At 74.1% G+C, this 16,011-nt stretch carries 9 protein-coding genes; 2 read left to right on the top strand and 7 right to left on the bottom strand.

The genetic code is table 11. From position 1 onward, the window contains the following. The 7 genes from Plo01_RS37195 to Plo01_RS37165 are packed head-to-tail and all read right to left on the bottom strand — an operon-like array spanning window position 1 to window position 12,344. The gene (locus Plo01_RS37195) at window positions 1–1,449 is read right to left on the bottom strand and encodes a condensation domain-containing protein (RefSeq protein WP_203895483.1); all 1,449 of its coding nucleotides are present in this window, start codon (window positions 1,447–1,449) and stop codon (window positions 1–3) included. Beyond that, complete coding sequence (locus Plo01_RS37190) at window positions 1,446–1,634, bottom strand: MbtH family protein (RefSeq protein ID WP_203895482.1); 189 nt, start codon at window positions 1,632–1,634, stop codon at window positions 1,446–1,448. The genes Plo01_RS37195 and Plo01_RS37190 overlap by 4 nt, the downstream gene beginning before the upstream one ends. Further along, entirely contained in the window at window positions 1,631–3,025 is a 1,395-nt protein-coding gene (locus Plo01_RS37185; protein ID WP_203895481.1) for a condensation domain-containing protein, read from the bottom strand. The genes Plo01_RS37190 and Plo01_RS37185 overlap by 4 nt, the downstream gene beginning before the upstream one ends. Continuing rightward, window positions 3,022–3,261: an acyl carrier protein gene (locus Plo01_RS37180; protein ID WP_239317828.1), complete on the bottom strand. Its 240-nt coding sequence runs from the start codon at window positions 3,259–3,261 to the stop codon at window positions 3,022–3,024. Before Plo01_RS37180 ends, Plo01_RS37185 begins: the two co-directional genes overlap by 4 nt. Then, window positions 3,255–4,910 (bottom strand): condensation domain-containing protein, encoded by a 1,656-nt coding sequence (locus tag Plo01_RS37175; RefSeq protein ID WP_203895480.1) that lies wholly within the window; start codon window positions 4,908–4,910, stop codon window positions 3,255–3,257. The genes Plo01_RS37180 and Plo01_RS37175 overlap by 7 nt, the downstream gene beginning before the upstream one ends. A gap of 4 nt (window positions 4,911–4,914) precedes the next feature. Next, the gene (locus Plo01_RS37170; protein WP_203895479.1) at window positions 4,915–6,423 is read right to left on the bottom strand and encodes a class I adenylate-forming enzyme family protein; all 1,509 of its coding nucleotides are present in this window, start codon (window positions 6,421–6,423) and stop codon (window positions 4,915–4,917) included. Continuing rightward, window positions 6,420–12,344: a non-ribosomal peptide synthetase/MFS transporter gene (locus tag Plo01_RS37165; RefSeq protein ID WP_203895478.1), complete on the bottom strand. Its 5,925-nt coding sequence runs from the start codon at window positions 12,342–12,344 to the stop codon at window positions 6,420–6,422. Before Plo01_RS37165 ends, Plo01_RS37170 begins: the two co-directional genes overlap by 4 nt. A 551-nt stretch (window positions 12,345–12,895) precedes the next feature. Here Plo01_RS37165 and Plo01_RS37160 point away from each other — a divergent pair. Together Plo01_RS37160 and Plo01_RS37155 are read left to right on the top strand one after the other, a co-directional pair. Further along, window positions 12,896–13,735: an alpha/beta fold hydrolase gene (locus tag Plo01_RS37160; protein ID WP_203895477.1), complete on the top strand. Its 840-nt coding sequence runs from the start codon at window positions 12,896–12,898 to the stop codon at window positions 13,733–13,735. A gap of 353 nt (window positions 13,736–14,088) precedes the next feature. Continuing rightward, window positions 14,089–16,005 carry a S41 family peptidase gene (locus Plo01_RS37155; RefSeq protein WP_203895476.1) on the top strand — a complete coding sequence of 639 codons (1,917 nt, stop codon included), beginning with the start codon at window positions 14,089–14,091 and terminating at the stop codon, window positions 16,003–16,005. The last annotated feature ends 6 nt before the right edge of the window (window positions 16,006–16,011 follow it).

Here is a 16,011-nt window from a genome sequence, read left to right as displayed (position 1 = left end):
TCATTCACCTTTCAGTCCGGAAAGCCCGGAAAGTTCAGAAAGTTTAGAAAGCGGCAGGTCCGGGTCGGCCCCGGCGCGCGTCACCAGGCCGGTGAAGGCGGCGGCCACGCGCCGCGCGGTCCCGGCCGAGAACAGGTCGCTGCCGTATTCGAGGGACCCGCCCAGTCCCTCCGGTCCCCGGTACAGGTCCACCGAGATCTCGGCCCTGGTCCGGCCGGTCTCCGGCGGCGGGTAGACCTCCACGGCGAGATCGCCCATCGCCGTGCGCAGCAGGTCGTCCTTGGGCAGGTTGTGCGTCAGGTTGAACATCGCCTGGCACAGCGGCGGCCTGCTCAGGTCGCGCGGGAGCCGGAGCGCGCCGAGGATCCGCTCGAAGGGCTCCTCCGCGTGCTGCAGCGCCCGCAGGGTCGCCGGGCGGACCCGGCCGAGCAGCTCCCGGAAGGAGGGGTCGCCCGACAGGTCGGCGCGGAGCGCGATGGTGTTGGAGAAGTAGCCGATCAGCGGCGCGAACTCGGTACGGCCGCGCCCCGCGACCGGCACGCCCACGCAGAAGTCGTCCTGCCCGGCCACGGCGCCGAGCGTCGCCTGGAAGGCCGCCAGCAGCCCCATGAACAGGGTGCTCCGCCGCTGCCTGGCCACCTGCTCGAAGCGGGTGACCTCCGCGTCCGGCACGTGCAGGTCCACCCTCCCGCCGCGTCCCGTCCAGCGGGCCGGGCGCGGATGGTCGGCCGGCAGGTCGAGGACGGGCACGCCCGCCAGCCGCTCCGTCCAGAACGCGAGCCTGGCCGCCCCCGCCCGCTCGGCCTGCTTGCGTTCCCAGGCCACGAAGTCGGCGTACCGCGCCGGCAGTTCCTCCAGCTCGGGCGGCCTGCCCTCCCGGTGGGCCGCGTAGCACTCGCCCAGCTCCCGCATGAGGAGGTTCAGCGACCAGCCGTCCGCGGCGATGTGGTGCAGCACGATGCACAGCAGCGCGTGCCGTTCCTCCAGCTCGATCAGCGCCGCCCGGACGGGGGGATCGTTCTCCAGGTCGAAGGGCCGGTCGAACAGGGCGAGCACGGCCGCGTCGGGGTCGGCGCCGCCGTCGGAGAGCTCCAGGACCACCGGCTCCGGCGGCGGCACGACCTGGACCGGCCGGTCGCCGTCCATGCGGTACCGCGCGCGCAGCACCTCGTGCCGCCCGGCGACCGCGGTGAGGGCGGCGGCCAGCCCGCCGGGGTCGATCGGGCCGCGCAGCCGCAGGCACCACAGGATGTGGTTGCTGCTGTCGGCCGGGTCGAACCGGTTGAGGAACCAGAGCCGCTCCTGGCCCGAGGAGAGCGGCAGGCCGGGGACGGCGGGCGCCCCGGTCATCGCGCGGCGCAGGGCCTCGCGGCGGGCGGGGGGCAGGGCGGCCAGGCGCCGCAGCAGCGCCTGCCGCCGGTCCTGCCCGGTCAGGGGGTCCCCGGTCAAGGCGTCCGGTTCCTGACGCTGAGCGGCCGCAGGTCCGTCCACACCGTCGCGATGTGGTCCAGGCACTCCTGCCGGGGACCCTCGAACCCGGTGGCGCTCCACCCCGGCGGCAGCTCCCGGTCGGACCACCAGATGGAGTACTGCTCCTCGTCGTTGACGACCACGCGCATGGGACCGTCCGTCATCTCATCTCCTCGGGTAGGGCGCCGACGAGGCCGCAGACCCCGGCGACGCGGCCGAGCGGCACCTCCTCGGTCACGCAGCGCACCAGCAGCGTCTCCACGCCCCGCAGCAGCGCGTAGGCGGTGGACCGCGGCAGGTAGGCGGTGTCGGTCAGCAGGTAGAGCTGACAGGTGTGGGTCGCGGGCCCGGTGGCGAAGAACACCTTCGCGTCCACCTCGGCCCAGGAGCCGACGTGGAAGGTCTTCGTCCGGCCGGTGAGCGCGGCCGGGTCCCGCGTGGCGTGGGCGGGCAGGTTCGGCCAGGCGGGGACGGTGCGCACGTCGTTGAAGTAGGCCGACAGATCGGCGGGCCCGGTCTCCTCGCGCAGCGCCATCATCGCGTACGGCTCGTAGTGCGCGTGCCGGTAGGTGACCAGCGCCTGCCGGTGCCCGGCCCGGACGGCGTCGGCGAACGTGCCGTCCGGCAGGTCGAGCACGAACAATCCGTCCTGTACGGCGGTGCCCACCATGCCGTGGAGCCGCGGGTCGTGCCGGTTGCCCACGATGAACTGCATGACCGCCGTGCCGCGGCCGGTCAGCGCGGTCAGCAGCACGGCGCTCGCCGTCAGCAGCACGCTGGTGGTGCTGACCGCCCAGCGCTCCGCCAGCACCCGGGCGGCCGCCGCGACGGCGGCCGATTCCATGCCGACCCTGACGAAGCGCGGATCCTCCGGCGTGCCGGGCGGGTGGTCGAACAGCGTCGCGGGCGTCCGCTCCAGCACCGACCGCCAGTGGCGCAGGGCCCGTTCGCCGCGCTCGGCGCCCTTGTCCGAGCACTCGAAGGCGGCCTGGTCCATCGGCTGCCAGGCGGGCGGCGGCAGGTCCTCCCCGGCCAGCAGCCGCCGCCACTCCGCGGCGATCAGGTCGAGCGCCCAGGCGTCGACGGCCAGGTGGGACAGGGCCAGCGCGAGGGCCCTCGGCCGCCCGTCCGCCGTCACGACGGCGCACCGCAGCGGCAGCTCGGCGGCGTAGTCGAAGCCCTTGGCGGCGAGCTCGTCGGCGAGATCCGCGGCGACCTGCCGGGGAGCGGCGTCCAGCGCGTCGAATATCTCGACGGTCAGCCGCCCGCCGGCCGCGACCCGCTGGACGGGCCCCTCCGGAGTCTGGTGGCAGGTGGTCCGGAGGGACTCGTGCCGCCCGACCAGCGTTCCCAGCGCCCGCAGCACCGTGCCGAGGTCCGGCTTGCCGGGGACGGGCAGCACCCATGGCGTGTTGAAGTAGGGGTCGCCGTCCTCCAGCCACCGGGTGATGCGCCAGATCGACCGCTGCCCCCAGGTGAGCGGGGCCTGGCCGCCGCGTTCCCCGGTGAACTCCACCGTCGCCGAGCGCAGCCAGGCGAAGGGGCGCCCGGTCATCGCGGCGCCGCCCGCCGGTCGGCGATGTGGGCGGCCAGCCCGTCCAGGGTGTCGAGGACGGCCGGTCCGTCCAGCTCGACGCCGAACTCCTCCTCCACCGCGTCGATCAGCCGCAGGTAGGCGAGGGAGGTGACGCCCAGGGCGGTCAGCGAGCCGGAGGCCGCCATGATCTCCTCGACGTCGAGGCCGCCGTCGCTCGCGCCGGAGACCAGCTCGGCCAGGCGCCGCCTCAGCACGCCTCCTCCCGTAGCCGGTCGATGTCGGCGGCGACGCCCGCGGCGGTCGGGGTGTCGATGAACACCTCGAAGGAGAGCTCCACACCCATCCGGTCGCGCACCTTGGCGATGATCTGCGTGATGGACAACGAGTGGCCGCCGAGGTCGAACAGGTCGTCGTCGGGGGTGATGTCGTCCATGCCGAGGACCTCGCGCCAGATCTCCAGGACCTCGTCCAGGACGCGGGATCCGCCCGGGGCGGACCCGGAAGCGGGCTCAGCGGCGGGGGCGGCGGAAGCGGACCCGTTCGCGGCGGCGGATCCGGCGGTGAGGCCGGGCCCGGACGCGGCGGCCGGCGCCGTGACCGCCTGCTGCCGGGGCGGGAGCGGCAGCTCGGCGATCGGCGTGTCGGGACGGGCGGCGACGGCGCGCAGCAGGGCCGTCAGGTGCCCGGCGACGGCCTCGCAGGAGGCGCGGTCCAGGCAGCCGGGGTCGAACCGCAGGTGGGCGGTGACCCCGTCCGGGGCCTCCACGGCCTGCAGGTGCAACGTCCCCCGGACCGTGTGGTTGGACATCGTCCACTCGACGCGGGAGTCGAGGTCGGGGAAGAGGGGGGCCTCGCCGCGCCTGCGGTAGCTCAGCGAGACCGGGGTGAGCGAGGCGCGCGGGGAGACACCGCCCAGGGCCCGCGCGACCGGCACCTCCCTGAACCGGTAGGCCGCGCGCAGCTCGTCGCGGACCGACCGGGCGAAGGCGCCGAACGTCCCCTCCGGTGCGAGGGTTCCGTCCGGTGCGAGGGTCCCGGCCGGCGAGGCGGTCACCGGGAGCTCGTTGACGAACATCCCCACGTGGTCCCGCGTCTGCCCGGTCCGGGTCGAGACGTCCACGGACACGGTGGCCGGGGCGTTGCCGTAGCCGTACAGCAGGGTGTGCACCGCGGCCAGCAGCAGCTCGAAGCGGGTGACGCCGATCCGCTCGGCGGCCGGGCCGAGCGCGGAGCCCAGGCCGGAGCCGAGGGCGACGTCCACCGTCTCGCCGGGGGCGGCGCGCAGCGACACGCGCCGCAGCCCGGGGAGCAGCAGTCCGCCCCCGTCGTTCCAGCGGGGCCGCCAGAACTGCGCCGCGTCCGCCAGCTTCGCCGCCACGCGGTCGTGCTCGTCGGCCGCCGCCTCGCCGTAGGAGGTCTCCAGCGGGGCCAGGGGCGAGCCGCCGTAGGCGACGGCGAGGTCACGCAGGAGGAGGTCCTTCGACATGCCGTCGAAGGCCGCGTGGTGGGCGACGACCAGCAGGAGGTGCCGCTTGAGCCCCAGCCGGAACAGCGTGAACCGGACGAGCGGTCCCGCGGCCAGGTCGAAGGGGCGGGCCGCCGCCTCGTCGAGGGCGGCCGGCACGTCCTCCTCGGTCACGTCCTCGACGGTGAAGGGCGGTCCGGCCGCGCCGGGGACGAGCCGCAGCTCGCCGTCCTCCTCCACCAGAGCGGAGGCGAGAACGGGGTGGCGGGCGGCGACGGCGGCGCAGGCGTCCCGGAGCGCGGCCTCGTCCAGAGGCCCTTCCAGATGGACGGCGAGCGGCATGTGGTGCGCGGCGCCCCCGCCCACGCCCGTCCGCTCGGTGAGCCACATCCCGTGCTGGGCGAGGGAGGCCCGGTCCCCGGTTACCGATGATCGCATGGGGTCATGCACCTTCCGTTCGTGCCTGGGGCGCGGAGCCGTCGAGCAGTTCCCGCAGTCGCCCCTTGATGACTTTGCCGGTCTGGTTTCTGGGCAGGGCGTCCATGACCAGCACCCGTTCGGGCAGTTCGTGCCGGGCCAGCCGATCCATCAGGAAGGCGCGCAGCTCGCCGGCGGACAGGTCCGGGGAACGCGGCACGACCGCGGCGGCGAGCACGGAGCCCAGCACCCGGTGCGCGACGCCGACCACCGCCGCCTCCTTGATCTGCGGGTGCTCGTACAGCGCGGCCTCCACCTGGAGCGTCGAGACCTTGAAGGCGCCGGTCTTCACCACGTCGCTCTCCCGGTCGTCCAGGTAGAGGTAGCCGTCGGCGTCGAGGTGCCCGACGTCTCCCATCCGCACCCAGCCGTCCCGGAACGTCTCGGCGCTGGCCCGCTCGTCGCCGTAGTAGCTGCGGGCGGCGGCGGGGGAGCGCAGCCAGATCTCGCCCGTCTCGCCGGGCGGCAGCGGGCGGCCCTCGCGGTCGGCGACGCGCAGGGCGCCGCCGAAGGCCGGGCGGCCCAGCGCGGCGGGCCTGGCCGGGTCGTAGATCATGATCGTCTGGGCGGGGGCCGCCTCGGTGGAGGTGTAGTAGTTCGTCACCGTGGCGTTGGGGAAGGCGGCGGCCAGCCGCGCGGACAGCGCCGGGGGGAGGGCCGCCGCCGACGAGCCGAGGAGCACGACGCTCGACAGGTCGTGGCGTTCGTGCAGTCCCGTGTCGAGCAGCTCGATCACCATCGCGGGCACGACGAAGACGGTGCCCGCCCGGTACGCCTCGATCAGCCGGGTGAACCTGCCCGGGGTGAACCGGGCGGGGGTCACGACCGTGGGGTGCGCGTCCAGGGCGTTCATCAGCATCGTCTGACCGGCGTTGGTGCCGATCGGGAAGGCGTGCAGCAGGTGCTCGGAGTGCCGGAAGCGGCGCCGGTTCCGGCGGGTCTCGCAGCCGTGGACCAGGTTGGCGTGAGCGGCGCCCACGCCCTTGGGCCGCCCGGTGGTGCCCGAGGTGTAGAGGATCTGCGCCAGGTCGCCGGAGCGGACCCGGACGCCGACGGGTCCTTCGCCGGCGTCCTCCAGCCGGGCGGCGGGGACGGCCGGGTACGGCCCGGCGGGCGGGGTCAGCCCCTCGGCGTGCACCACGACGGAGGCCGAGCAGTGGTCGAGCATGTATCCGGCCTCCGGCGGGGCGAGGCGGTCGGAGATCGGCACGGCCACCGCCCCGGCCTTCTGCGCGGCGCAGAAGGCGACGGCGAAGCCGGTCCAGTCCCCGCTCCCGAACAGCAGCCCGACCCGGTCGCCGGGACGCACCCCCAGGCCGAGCAGGCCGTGGGCGACCGCGTCCGAACGCCGCTCCCACTCCTCGAAGGTCAGCGCGTCCCCGCCCGCCACCTCGATCGCGGTCCGCCCGGGATCCTCGGCGGCGCGCAGTCGCAGTAGGTCCGGCACGGTCCGCAGCACCGGCGTGTCCGTCATCGCAGCTCCCTCTCCAGGCGCGGGTCGTTCTCCTGCGAGCCGCCGCCGTTCCCACCGCCGTCCGCGCCGCTGTCACCCGCGCCGTTCACCCCGCGGTTCACGCCGTTCGCGTTGTCCACGCCGCCGCCCGCGCGGCCCCGGCGGACCAGGGCGACGGATCCGAGCACGTCGTCGGGGACGGAGTCCACCGCCTCCCGGTCGAAGCGGGTCAGCGAGCGCAGGCGCAGCGCCGTACCGGCGATCACCAGGATCATCACGGCGCAGATCACGTACATCAGCCCGATGCCCCGCCCGGGGCCGGTGCCCAGGAGCGCCCCCACGGTCGGGGCGAGCGGTCCGTCCGGCGTCATGAGGGGTTCCAGGACGGCCGACGCGTACGGCGCGAGCAGGCCCATCCCGATCGGCGTGGTGGACCACGCGATCATCGTGTTGAGCGCGAACACCCGCCCGTGGAACCGCTGCGCCACCTTGACCTGGACGACCGTGGCGTAGATCCCGTTCACCAGGGTGAGCGCCATGCCCATGCCGAAGGCCCCGGCCCCGATGACGAGCAGATCCTCCTGCACCCCTGTGACCAGGGAGAACAGGCCCAGGACGAGTGTGAACAACAGCATGCCGCGCACCCGCAGCCGTCGCGGCCCGCCCCACACGCTCATCACCAGGCCGCCGAGGAACACGCCCATCCCCGAGGCGAACGAGACCCGCCCCACGTCGCCGAGCGTCCCGGACGACAACACCAGCGGGGAGATCATCAGGAACAGCGGGGAGAGGAAGACGTTCAGGACGGCGAAGAAGATCAGCATGCTCCGGAAGCCGCGGTGCCCCCAGGAGTAGCGGAAGCCCTCGACGATCTCGGCGGTCACCGTCTCCCTGCGCCGGTGGGCCATGGTCCGGGGGAAGCGCACGGCCAGCAGCACGCCGATGGCGAACAGGTAGCTCACCACGTCCAGGATGAGGACGCCCTCCAGCCCGACGCCCGCCACCAGCCCGGCGGCGGCCAGCGGCACGATCAGCTGGGAGACGCCGGTGACCATCTGGTTGACGCCGTTGGCGTGGCCCAGGTACCGCTTGGGCACCAGCTGCGGGATGGCCGAGGCGTAGGCCAGGCGCTGGAAGGTCAGCGCGATGGACAGGCAGACCAGCAGCGGGTAGATGTGCCAGATCTGCAGGTTCCCCGTCCACAGCAGGACGCCGAGGGCGAGCTGGGTGCCGAAGGCCCCGATGTCCCCGCAGAGCATGACCTTCCTGCGGTCGAGCCGGTCGACCACCGCCCCCGCCAGCGGCGCGACCAGCAGGCCGGGGACCAGGCCGAGCACCGCGAACAGGGCGAAGTCGGCCACGGAGCCGGTCGTCAGGTAGATCCAGATGGGGACGGCGAACTCGGTGAGCGCGGAACCGGTGATCGAGATGAGCTGGCCGGAGGCGACCACGAGGAAGCGCCGCATGCTCGGCTCCGGCCCCGCGGGCTCCGCGCGATCCGCAGCCCTCGCAGGCCCCGTGGCCTCCGCAGACTCCGTTACCTCTGCGGACTCCGCGGACCGTACGGCCCCCGCGGATCGCGCGGCCTCCGGGGAGCGTGAGACGCCCTCCAGCCACCAGGTCGCGCCGTCCTCGCGCCGCGACGGCGATGCGGCCGCGTCTCTCACCCCAGGCGGCCCCTCCGCTCCCGCCGTCGACCCCGCCGCCGGACCCGATGCCGATCCCGTCGCGGATTCCGCCGCCGGTCCTCGCGCAGGCTCCGTCGCCGAATCCGTCGCCGGATCCGCGGCGAGGTGCGCGGTGGTGATGATCTCGGCCAGCTCCCGGGCGCGGTAGCGGACGAAGAAGTGGCCCGCCTCCTCCAGCACCACCAGGACGCTGGTCGGAGTCAGGAAGTGCCACTCGCGGTAGCGCTCCTCGTGGTACTCGGTGGCCGGGTCGCGCTCGCCGGCGATCGTGACCAGCGGGGCCCGCAGCCGTGTGATCCCGCCGTCGAGCAGGCCGGTGAAGTACCGCTCGGCGTGCTCGGCCTCGGCGCGCATGGTGCGCACGATGTGGAGGGCCTGCTCGGGGGTGAGCTCGCTGAGGTCCACGCCCATGGAGGCCAGCCAGTTGCCGTAGGCCCGGTCGGAGGCGACGGCGGAGGCGCGGGCCAGGCGGGACAGCGCGTTCATCACGCGGCCGCGGGGCCGCGCGAACGGGAAGGCCGCCCCGATGTAGACGGCCTCGGGTATCCGACCCGCCGCCTCCAGCAGCCGGGCGACCTCCACGGCGAGGGCCGAGCCCACGCTGCTGTGGCCGTAGACCACCACGGGGCCCGTCACCCGCTCCAGGACCTCGGCCACGCAGCGGGCGGCGAGTTCGTCGAAGGGCAGCGGGTCCTCGGCCAGGCCCACGTCGTGCCCCGGCACGGCCAGCGAGAACAGCCGGTACCCCTCGGGCAGGGCGTCGGCCAGCGGCTGGTAGACCACCGCGCTGCCGCCGCCGTACGGGACGCAGACGTAGGTGAGCACGCACCGGTCCTGCGGGATCGGCGGGGTGAGCTCGTGCAGCAGGCGGCCGGACCGCCTGGCGTCGGCGGGGGTGTCGGCCAGGGCGGCGAGCTCGCGGACGGTGGGGTGCCGGAACAGGTCCATCAGGGAGACGCCCGCGCCGAGCGCGCGCCGCATCCTGGCGATGACCTGGGTGGCCAGCAGGGAATGGCCGCCCAGATCGAAGAAGTCGTCCTCGACGCCGACCCGCTCGATCCCGAGCACCTGCGCCCAGACATCGGCGATCGCCTGCTCGGTGGGGGTCGAGGGGGCGACGTGACCGCCGCCGCCGCCGAACTCGGGGGCGGGCAGCGCGGCCCGGTCCAGCTTGCCGTTGGGCGTCAGCGGCAGGCGGTCCACGACCGTCACGGCGGCGGGCACCATGTGGGCGGGCAGGGCCCGGGCGACGTGCTCGCGCAGCTCCGGTCCCAGCTCGGCACCGGCCACCGGAGCCCCGGCACCCGGGACGTCGGCCGCGGGGGTTCCCGCCGTCAGGGCGTCGGCCGCCGGGACCACGTAGGCCAGCAGGTTGCCCCGCTCGGCGAAGACCACGGCCTGGGCGACGGCGGGGTGCGCGAGCAGGCAGGACTCGATCTCGCCGGGCTCGATCCGGTACCCGCGCACCTTGACCTGGTCGTCGGCGCGGCCGAGGAACTCCAGCTCCCCGTCGGGCCGCCAGCGGGCGCGGTCGCCGCTGCGGTAGAGGCGGCCGCCGCCGTACGGGTCGGGGACGAAGCGCTCGGCGGTGAGATCGGGCCGGCCGAGGTAGCCGCGGGCCAGCCCGGACCCGCCGATGTACAGCTCGCCCGGGACCCCGACCGGGGCGAGCCGCCGCCGCTCGTCCAGCACGTAGAGGGCGGTGGCCGCGATGGGCCTGCCGATCGGCGGGCGCCGGTCGTCCGCGCGCAGCTCGGCGGCGCTGGCGATGATCGTGGCCTCGGTGGGGCCGTAGGTGTTCATCAGGCGCACCCGGCCGCCGAAGTGCCGGTGCCACGCCGTCACGGCCGCCGCCTGGGCCTGGTCGGCGCCGAGGATCGTCAGCCGCAGACCGGGCGGCCAGTCCACGGTGTCCAGGTCGGTGACCAGCTCGTGCCAGTAGGGAGTGGGCAGGTCCAGGACGGTCAGGTCCCTGGCGTACGGCGTGGCCAGGAAGTCCGGCAGGAACTCCCCGCCGCCGGGCAGCATCACGAGCGCGGCCCCGGCGGCCAGGCAGGGATAGATCTCCTCGGCATGGGTGTCGAAGCTGACCGTGGCGAACTGGAGCACCCGGTCGTCCGGGGTCAGGCCGTAGGCCTCCCGCATCCAGCCCACGCGGGCCGCCAGCGCCCCGTGCTCGACCACGACGCCCTTGGGCCGTCCGGTGGAGCCGGAGGTGTAGATCACGTAGGCGGCGCGGCCGGGATCGGCGGCGGGCAGCGGGTCCGGTGTGCCGGCGGAAAGCCCGACGTCCACGCAGAGCACCCGGTACGGCCCGTCCGGCAGGCGCTCGCGCAGCGCCGCGGTGGTGAGCACCACCCGCGCGCCGCTGTCGTCGAGCATGGCGGTCTGGCGCGACGGCGGGTAGGCCGGGTCGAGCGGCAGGTAGGCGCCGCCCGCCTTCCAGACGGCCAGCAGGGCCGCGAGCAGGTCGGGCGAGCGGTCCATCGAGACGGCGACCACCGACTCCGGGCCGGCTCCCGCCGCGCGCAGCGCCCGGGCCAGGGCGTCGGCGCGCGCGTCCAGCTCGGCGTAGGTGAGCGTCCGGCCGGCGCAGGTCACCGCGGGGGCGTCGGGGCGGGCCGCCACCGCGGCGGCGAACAGCTCGGGGACCGTGGCCGCGGAGGGCGGAGCGGTGTTGACACTCCAGTCCAGGATCCGCCGGCGCTCCTCCTCGGAGAGCAGGTCGATCTCCGACAGCCGCAGGCCGGGGTCGGCGGCGACGGCGGTGAGCAGCCGGGTGAAACGGTCGGCGAGGGCGGCGACGGTGTCGCGGTCGAACAGGTCGGTGGCGTACCCGAACATCAGGCTCAGCCCGTCGGGGGTCCGCCAGGCGTCGAGGGACAGGTCGAACTTGGCCGCGGTGTACCCGGCGTCGAACCCGGTGATCTCCTCGATCCCGCCGCCCGCCGCTCCGGGGGTCCCGGCGGTTCCAGCGATCCCGGGGGCTTCGGAGGTCTCGCCGGCATCGAGGGCTTGAGGGGTCTCGCGGGCCCCGGGGAACGCGGGCCGCCGCCGCAGGTCGTTCTGGGTGTGCAGGACGAACATCGTCTGGAACAGCGCGGAGCGGCTGAGGTCGCGCTCGACGCGCAGCTCGCCCATCACCTGCTCGAAGGGGATGTCCTGGTGGTCGAAGGCGTCGAGCACCGCGGTGCGGGTGCGGTCGAGGAGTTCGCGGAAGGCCGGGTCCCCCGACAGGTCGCCGCGGAGCACCAGCGTGTTGAGGAAGAAGCCGATCAGCGGCTCCAGCTCCACCCGGTCCCGGCCCGCGGCAGGGGATCCGACGCAGATGTCGTCCTGCCCGGTGTGCCGCGCGAGCAACGCCTGGTAGGCGGCGAGCAGGGTCATGAACAGCGTCGCGCCGTGCCGGGCGGCCAACTCCTCCAGGGCCGCGGCCGGCTCCGCGCCGAGCGTCACCGTGACGACGTCGCCGCGGGAGGAGTGCACGGCCGGCCGGGGCCGGTCGGCGGGCAGCTCCAGCACGGGCGGGTCGGCCAGGCGCGCGGCCCAGTACGCCAGGGACCGCCCGGCCGCCTCCTCCGTCAGGCGCTCCCGCTGCCAGGCGGCGAAGTCGGGGTACTGCACGGGCAGCGGGGGCGGCTCGTAGGCCGGGCCCGCGCCGTACCGGGCGGTCAGCTCGTCGGCGAAGACGTTCAGCGACACCCCGTCGGCCACGATGTGGTGGCAGACCACGCAGATCACGTGGTCGTCCTCGCCCAGGCGCAGCGCGCTCACCCGCAGCAGCGGCGCCCGCTCCAGGTCGAACGGGGTGTTGGTGCGCGCCGCGACGGCCGCGCGCGCCCACTCCTCGGGCGGGGGCGCGCCCGGTCCCGCCTCGGCGTGGTCGAGGAACTCGACCGGCACGGCGACGTCCGGGACGACCTCCTGCACCGGCCTGCCGTCCTCGGACCGGAAGCGGGTGCGCAGGCTCTCGTGCCGTTCGACGACGGCCGTGACGGCGCCCCGCAGCGCGTCCAGGTCCAGCCTGCCCCGCCACCGCTGCGACAGGCACATGTTGAACGCCACGTCACCGGGGTCGAGCTGGTCGAGGAACCAGATCCGTTCCTGGCCGAAGGTGAGGGGCGCGGGCGCGCCGGAGGGACGGCGCGGGATCGGCGCGACCGCCGTGCCCGCGCCGCCGCGCAACCGCTGGAGCAGCAGGGCGCGCTTGGCGGGACTCAGCGTGGCAACGCGCGAGTCCAGCTCATCGAGCATGGTTTTCTCCCTCATATCGGGATGAACCCGCCGGAGACGAGGCGGTTGAGGGTGGCGGACATCTCTGCGTCGAGGGTCGCCGGAAAAGCGTGGGAACGCTCCCACTGCGGAGCAGGGTAGGGAGACGTGATCGAACGCGTCAAGGCGTTACTTCGGCATTGCCGGCGCGTTACTCGCCTGGCCTGGTGTTTCACCAGGATTACACTGAGAGTTGCGGCGGATGTGGATACGGCGCCTTCCCGATTTCTTGACACCCCCCTACTGCATGCCTAGTTTTAGGGGCGTTTTCCGGGGGTGTGGGAGCGCTCCCGCGCCGGTTTATGCACCATTTGCGGAGTATGGCCCGCTTCTATTTGTGCTGTCCTTTGTGCTGCCGCCGACAGGAAGACCCGCCATTCCCATGACCAGCGTCAGACCCCCATGACCAGCGCCACCCCGGCCCGGGCTGTCGGGGACGCGGTCGCGTCGCCGCCCCGGGGAAGCCGGCGGCCTCGACGCGGCCGGGAACGGCGGCGATCTCGCGACGATCTTCCGGTGCATATGATCTCCGCATGACCACCTTCGACGGCGCCGACGGCACGCGGCTCGCATACCACCGGACCGGCGAAGGCCGCCCGCTGGTCTGCGTCCCCGGCGGTCCCATGCAGGCGTCGGCCTATCTCGGAGATCTGGGCGGGCTGTCCGCGCGTCACCCGCTGGCGCTGCTGGACCTGCGCGGGACCGGGGAGTCGGCCGTTCCGGCGGACCCGGCGAGTTACCGGTGCGACCGGCAGGTGGAGGACCTCGAAGCACTGCGCGTCCACCTCGGGCTGGACCGGCTCGACCTGGCCGGGCACTCCGCCGGTGCGGCCGTCGCCCTGCTGTACGCCGCCCGCCGCCCCGACCGCGTCGGCCGCCTCGTCCTGATCACCCCCAGCCCGCGGGTGGTCGGCCTGGAGATCGCCGACCCGGACCGGCGGGAATGCGCCGAACTGCGCCGGGGAGAGCCCTGGTTCCCCGATGCCTTCGCCGCGTTCGAACGGATCTGGTCGGGCGCGGCCGCGGACGCCGACTGGGAGGCGATCACCCCGTTCTTCCACGGCCGGTGGGACGCCGTCAGCCAGGCGCACGTCGCCCAGGGGGCGAGCCAGAAGAACGCGGACGCGGCGGCCGTCTACTACTCGGCCGGCGCCTTCGACCCGGAAGCCGTCAGATCCGCCCTCGCCCGCCTCCGGGCGCCGGTCCTGCTCGTCGCGGGAGAGTACGACGTCGCCCTCCCCCCGGAGCACGCCGCCGAGTACGCCGCCCTGTTCCCGCACGCCGGGCTGTCCGTGCAGCCGGGCGGCGGGCACTATCCCTGGCTCGACGACCCCGGGCGGTTCACCGAGACGGTGGCCGGGTTCCTGCGCTGACGGATCGGCGCGTGAACCCGTCCACCGGCGCGACGGCCCGCGGAGTGGGGCCGCCGTCCGTCCTCGACCGGTGAGGCCCGTGGCGCCGGAGCTGCGATCTCCGGGCGGAGGGGACCGGAGATACAGCGCTGGAGGATAGTGACGTCCTGGGATATTCCGTCTATGCCGAAAGCGTGAGACGCGCCGATGGCCGCGGGACGGCGGCCGCCGGACGTGTCACGTGTGAGCGGCCGCACTGAGGAGCTCGGGGCCCGGCTCGGTGTGAGGCCGCCTCGCGTACGGATGATCCGTCCGTACGGCGACGGGGCGGGCCGCTCGCAATCGTCAGGCAGACGAGCGGGAGGGGCGAAATCATGACCGAGGCATCGGAGCGGATGGCGAAACGACTCGCCGGAGCGGTGGACCTTCAGGATTTCCTGCGCACGGCGGGCACGCTGACGCTCGACGACCGGCGCACGCTGGTCCAGCAGGCGCTGGTGCTCATCGAGCAGAACTACGTGCATCTGCCGCTGAAGGCCGCGATGCACGCGGTGAACCCGGTGCAGCGGCTCCGGCTGCTGGCCCTGAGGCTCAGCCGGCAGACCGAGGCGCTCATGGACCCGGAACAGGTGTTCCACGCGGAGCTGTCGGAGATCTTCCACTCGCTGCGCGACCTGCACACCAACTACCTGCTCCCGCAGCCCTTCACCGGCAAGATCGCCTATTTGCCGTACCAGATCGAGGAGTACTACCGGGACGGGGAGCGTCACTACGCGGTGACCAGGATCGTGCAGGGCTTCTCCGCCCCGTCCTTCGGCCCGGGCGCGGAGGTGACCCACTGGAACGGGGTCCCGATCGACAGGGCGGTGGCCGTCAACGCGGCGAGGTTCGCGGGCGGCAACGCGGCGGCGCGGCACTCGCGCGGGCTGCAGTCGCTGACCATCCGGCCGCTCCGCCTCCACGTGCCGCCCGACGAGGCGTGGGTGGCGCTCGGCTACATCGGCGCCGACGGGGCCGCCAGGGAACTGCGGGAGGGCTGGCGCGTCACCGACAACCTGCCGCCCTTCGTCGACGCCGACGAGCTCAGCACCGCCGCCCTGGCCCAGGGTCTCGACCTCGGCACGGACGAGATCGGCCGCGCGGTCAAGATGCTCTTCGTCCCGCAGGCCGTCACGCCGCACGAGACGGTGGACGCCGCGGAGCTCACGACCGAGCCCGCGCAGCCGGGCGCGGACGTCCCGACGTCCATGCCGGCGGTGTTCCGGGCCAGGAGCGTCGCCACCGCCTCCGGAGTCTTCGGTCACATCCGCGTGTTCACCTTCAACGTCAACGACCCCGACGGGTTCGTGCGGGAGTTCGTCCGCCTCATCGGGCTGCTGCCGCAGGAGGGGCTCGTCCTCGACATGCGGGGCAACGGCGGCGGGCACATCTTCGCCTCCGAGTTCCTCCTGCAGACGCTCACGCCCCGCCCGATCTCCCCCGAACCGACGCAGTTCATCACGACGCCGCTGAACGCGCGGATCTGCCGGCAGCACGAGGAGAACCCGACCGGCTCGATCGACCTCGGATCCTGGTGTCCCTCCATGAGCCAGGCACTGGAGACGGGCGCCGTCTACTCGGGCGGTTTCTCCATCACCCCCGCCGACCGGGCCAACGCCATCGGCCAGCGGTATCACGGCCCGGTCGTGCTGATCACGGATGCGCGCTGCTACTCGGCGACGGACATCTTCGCCGCCGGATTCCAGGACCACAGGATCGGCCCCGTCCTCGGCGTGGACGGCAACACCGGCGCGGGCGGCGCCAACGTGTGGACTCACGAGCTGCTCAAGCTCCTCCTCGAGCTGCCCGCCCCCGCGGCCGACAGCCCCTACCGGCCGCTCCCCGGGCAGGCGGGCATGCGGGTGTCGATACGGCGCACCCTGCGCGTCCACGACCTGGCGGGCACGCCGGTGGAGGACCTCGGGGTCGTGCCCGACCACCAGCACCGCATGACCCGTGACGACCTCCTCCACGACAACAGGGACCTGCTCGAACGCGCCGGGCGGCTGCTCGCCGGCATGCCGGTGCGGCGGCTCGACGCCGAGATCGCCGGGGCGGCCGGCGAGCTGACGCTCCGGACCCGGCTCCTGGACCGGGCCGACGTCTATCTGGACGGCCGGCCGCGCCTGTCGGCGGACGTGACGCAGGAGGTGATGACCGTTCCCGTCCCCGGCATCGGTTCCGCGCGGGTGATCCGGATCGAGGGCTTCCAGGACGGCGAACTCGTCGCCGCCCGCACCGTCTTCGGCTGACCCCGC

Source organism: Planobispora longispora (genome assembly GCF_016863135.1).
Lineage (GTDB): Bacteria > Actinomycetota > Actinomycetes > Streptosporangiales > Streptosporangiaceae > Planobispora > Planobispora longispora.
Note: the sequence above shows the minus strand (reverse complement) of the source record. Positions and strands in the feature narration are given on the sequence as shown.